Source organism: Peptoniphilus sp. (genome assembly GCF_050943655.1).
Classification (GTDB): domain Bacteria; phylum Bacillota; class Clostridia; order Tissierellales; family Peptoniphilaceae; genus Peptoniphilus_A.
The window spans coordinates 1-2,983 of sequence record NZ_JBMNPQ010000115.1 but is presented as its reverse complement, the minus strand read 5'-3'; the positions used below and the strand labels follow the sequence as shown (position 1 = coordinate 2,983).

The following is a 2,983-nucleotide window of genomic DNA, read 5'->3' as shown; positions in this document are numbered from 1 at the left end:
AGACCCTAAATTTATATAGCTCTTTGAACTTTACCAGATCTTAAACATCTAGTACATACATTAATTCTTTTAGGTGTTCCGTCTACTACAGCTTTAACTCTTCTAATGTTAGGAGCCCAACTTCTATTAGAACGAGAATGAGAGAAAGAGATTTTGTTACCAAAAACTTTTTCTTTTCCACAAATTTCACATCTTTTTGCCATGCTGCACCTCCTTTGGTTATTACGCAACAATTATTTTACCAAAAATTGTGAAAAAATGCAAACTTTTTTTATATTTTAAGCGATTAAATTTATATTTTGTATAATTAAATTTAATTAAATTGGATAAATATATTAAGAAAGTAAAACATTCATAAACATAAGAATCTGTTATTTTGTCGCGTATTCTGATATAATATTATGGATAAGGAGGTGCCCTAATGCCGGCAATCATAAATCGTGAACTTGGTAATATAATTATAGATGATAATGTAATAGCAAATATAGTTGGAATTTCTGCTATGGAAAGCTATGGAATTGTTGGAATGGCATCAAAAAATGCCACTGATGGAATTTTTGAATTATTGAGATTTGAAAATTTATCGAAGGGAATTAAAGTAAATACAGAAGATAATCAAATTAATATTGAGCTTCATGTCATACTTGAATATGGAGTAAAAATTTCTACTGTTTGTGAAAATATTATTGAAAGAGTTAAGTATAATGTCGAAGATTTAACAGGTCTTACTGTTGACAACATTGAGATATCAGTAGAAGGCATTAGACTTAAATAGTTGGAGGTTAGGTTTTGGAAATTAAGAAAATAAATGGTGCTTTATTAAAAGATATGTTTAAAGGCGCTGTCAATTATCTTATTTTTAAAAAGGATGAGGTAAATAAATTAAATGTTTTTCCTGTACCAGATGGTGATACAGGAACTAATATGAGTCTTACTGCAAAATCTGCCCTTAAGCAAATTGATAATTTAGAAGGCAAAATCTCTGTTGCGGACGTAGCTTCGGCAGCTTCTAGAGGAGCTCTAATGGGAGCAAGAGGAAATAGTGGTGTAATTCTTTCACAACTTCTAAGAGGATTTGCGGAAGGATTAGATGGCGTAGAAGAAGCTGGCATTATAGAACTTACAGAAGCTTTTAAGAAAGCTAGTGAGACAACTTATAAGGCAGTTATGAAGCCAATTGAAGGTACAATTCTTACAGTTGGTAGAGAAACTGCTGAGTTTGCGTGGAGAAATCACAAGAAATATCAGGATATAATACCTTTTATGGAGGATATTCTTAAGGAAGCAAATAGATCTCTTGATGATACTCCTAATAAGCTTGATGTTTTAAAAGAGGCTGGCGTTGTAGATGCTGGTGGTAAAGGTCTTGTAGTTTTACTTGAAGGAGCCCTTAAAATATTAAAGGGTGAAAAAATTGTAGAACAAGAAGACGACGAAGTGATGAAAAAGAAAGCTCAAGCTGAAATTAAGTTTGAAAAAGCAAATACTGATATTAAATATGGTTACTGTACAGAGTTTATAATTAATACAGATTATGAAGATATTGATGCTTTTAGAGAAAAGCTTTCACCGCTTGGTGACTGTCTATTAGTTGTTGGAGGATCAGGAACTGGACTTATTAAGGTTCACGTTCACACAAATGATCCTGGTATAGCTCTTCAATATGCATGTGAGCTTGGACTTCTTCAAGATATTAAAATTGACAATATGAGATTCCAACATAGGGAGACTCTTTTCGATGAATCTGAAGTTAGAGAGGCAAAAGAAAGAGAAGAGGCCGAAGAAAAAGTAGAAGAAAAAGATGTATCTTTTATTACTGTTTCTATGGGCAAGGGAATGACAGAAACTTTTAAATCAATAGGCGTTGATTATGTTGTTTCTGGCGGACAAACAATGAACCCATCTACAGAAGATTTCTTAAAGGGAATTGATAAAGTTGGTGGCAAGACTATTTTCATTATTCCAAATAACAGCAATATAATTTTATCAGCTGAGCAAGCTCGAGATATATCCGATAGGAATGTAATAGTAATTCCATCAAAATCTGTTCCACAAGGAATAGCAGCTATACTTGCGTATAATGAAAACAATTCAATATCAGAAAATGAAGAACAGATGAATGAGGCTCTAAGCTCTATTATAGATGCATCTGTAACTTATGCTGTAAGAGATACTACTATTAACGGAAAAGAAGTACATGAAAATGATGTAATTGGACTATCTGCAAAAAATATTATTGAATGCGGTACTGACATAGGAGACGTTACATTTAATACCGTTAAACATCTTATGAATGATGATATTTGCCTAGTTACTTTATACTACGGAAAAGACGTTAAAAAAGAAGATGCAGAAGATTTAAGAGACAGGCTCGAAGATGAGTATGACGATATTGATGTAGATTTAATCTGGGGAGAACAACCAATTTATTACTATATCATCTCTTTAGAATAAAATTTAAATTTTATCAAGCCTAAAGCATGTCTTTAGGCTTTTTACATAGGGGTAGTTATGAATTTAAGTGACGAGATTACAAAATTAAAGCAAGTTGGGCCAAAGAGAGCCCAGCTTTTTCATAAACTTGATATCTATACGATTAAGGACTTGCTATTATATTATCCAAAGAGATATGAGGATTCTTCTAGAGTCTTAAAAATAAATCAAGTAGTTGTAGGCGAAAAAAACACTTATAAATTAAAAATTACTTCAAAACTTCAAGATAGAAATATTAGAAGAGGTCTTAGCATTTTAAGTTTTCTTGCTGAAGATGAAACTGGCGAAGCAGTAGTGACTTTTTTTAATGCGAGATTTTTGAGAAATCAAATTACTATAGGAAAAACTTATTTATTTTATGGAAAGGCAGACTTCTTTAAGGGCAGAATAAATATATCTAGCCCTGAGTTTGAACCAGTTGAGCGAGTTAGTAAGCTAGGTAGAATTGCTCCTATTTATAAACTTACAAATGGTCTTTATAATAAAAATA

4 protein-coding genes are annotated in these 2,983 nt (G+C 31.9%); 3 read left to right on the top strand and 1 reads right to left on the bottom strand.

Annotated elements, in window-relative coordinates; genetic code table 11:
- Window positions 1-11: 11 nt before the first annotated feature.
- Window positions 12-203 (bottom strand): 50S ribosomal protein L28, encoded by a 192-nt coding sequence (gene rpmB / locus ACOX6R_RS07740; protein WP_433448930.1) that lies wholly within the window; start codon window positions 201-203, stop codon window positions 12-14.
- Between the two features lie 218 nt (window positions 204-421).
- Here rpmB and ACOX6R_RS07735 point away from each other — a divergent pair, with 218 nt between their 5' ends.
- The 3 genes from ACOX6R_RS07735 to ACOX6R_RS07725 all read left to right on the top strand — a co-directional run.
- Complete coding sequence (locus tag ACOX6R_RS07735; RefSeq protein WP_433448928.1) at window positions 422-775, top strand: Asp23/Gls24 family envelope stress response protein; 354 nt, start codon at window positions 422-424, stop codon at window positions 773-775.
- A gap of 14 nt (window positions 776-789) precedes the next feature.
- Entirely contained in the window at window positions 790-2,454 is a 1,665-nt protein-coding gene (locus tag ACOX6R_RS07730) for a DAK2 domain-containing protein (protein WP_433448926.1), read from the top strand.
- 57 nt (window positions 2,455-2,511) lie between these two features.
- A partial coding sequence (locus ACOX6R_RS07725; RefSeq protein WP_433448924.1) for an OB-fold nucleic acid binding domain-containing protein occupies window positions 2,512-2,983 on the top strand: 472 nt, incomplete at its 3' end.

Bases quoted from the DNA above. Each gene is read 5' to 3' on its own strand.
- ACOX6R_RS07735 (WP_433448928.1), top strand. From the start codon at position 422: ATGCCGGCAATCATAAATCGTGAACTTGGTAATATAATTATAGATGAT.
- rpmB (WP_433448930.1), bottom strand. From the start codon at position 203: ATGGCAAAAAGATGTGAAATTTGTGGAAAAGAAAAAGTTTTTGGTAAC.